Origin of the sequence: Ferrovum myxofaciens (genome assembly GCF_000735045.1) — a bacterium.
GTDB lineage: Bacteria > Pseudomonadota > Gammaproteobacteria > Burkholderiales > Ferrovaceae > Ferrovum > Ferrovum myxofaciens.
In genome coordinates this window covers 1-622 of the sequence record NZ_JPOQ01000108.1, presented here as the reverse complement: position 1 = coordinate 622, position 622 = coordinate 1, and the positions used below count along the sequence as shown (strand labels likewise).

Sequence of the window (622 nt, the reverse complement as noted above, 5' to 3'; positions counted from 1 at the left end):
GCTGTCCCTTGAGTGCCCAGCGATCCTTCTCCTGCGCTTTCATAAACAACAGCCGGACCGAATCAAAACCACTGTCATCCCGCCACAGAACGCTTTCCCCGCGGCAACACAGGCGTTGAACCCGCGGAAAAACCCGTTCCAGGAAATAGTCGGTTTCGCAAGCCGAGTGTTGGGTCCCCGCGCGCAATTCCAACCCGATGTTCCAACCCTCATTCCCAATATATGCAGCAATCGGGGTATACCCATCCACCCCTTGGTAGGTCCGACCCACTTCTTCCTTCCGGGTGTTGCTGTTGTCCATCACAAAAGTATCGAGATCAACACAGACATACCCCTTGTGGGGCGTAATCGGAGCGTGGGTGGATTCCAGCAGACGCAAGGTCAGTTCGTCAGTGTATTCACGCAACTCCCCAGCCTTGGCATCCAGTCGTTGACGCATCCAGACACTTCCTGGCACCTTGACCAACCCCAAGGATTGCTTGAAAAAACGATCATTGCGGAAAGGTTCGATCGCCTCGAAATCACTCTTGCCCAGACTCAACAGACCAATCATGGACTTCACTATATCCGAGGTGCGCATTCCTTGAGAAACAGGAAATTTAGGGTCGATCACCAGATCCAC

1 protein-coding gene is annotated in these 622 nt (G+C 53.4%); it reads right to left on the bottom strand.

Features of this window, described 5'->3' with window-relative positions; translation table 11 throughout:
* The coding region (locus IV91_RS0111220) for a transposase (protein WP_031598421.1) at positions 1-622 on the bottom strand (622 nt) is incomplete at both ends.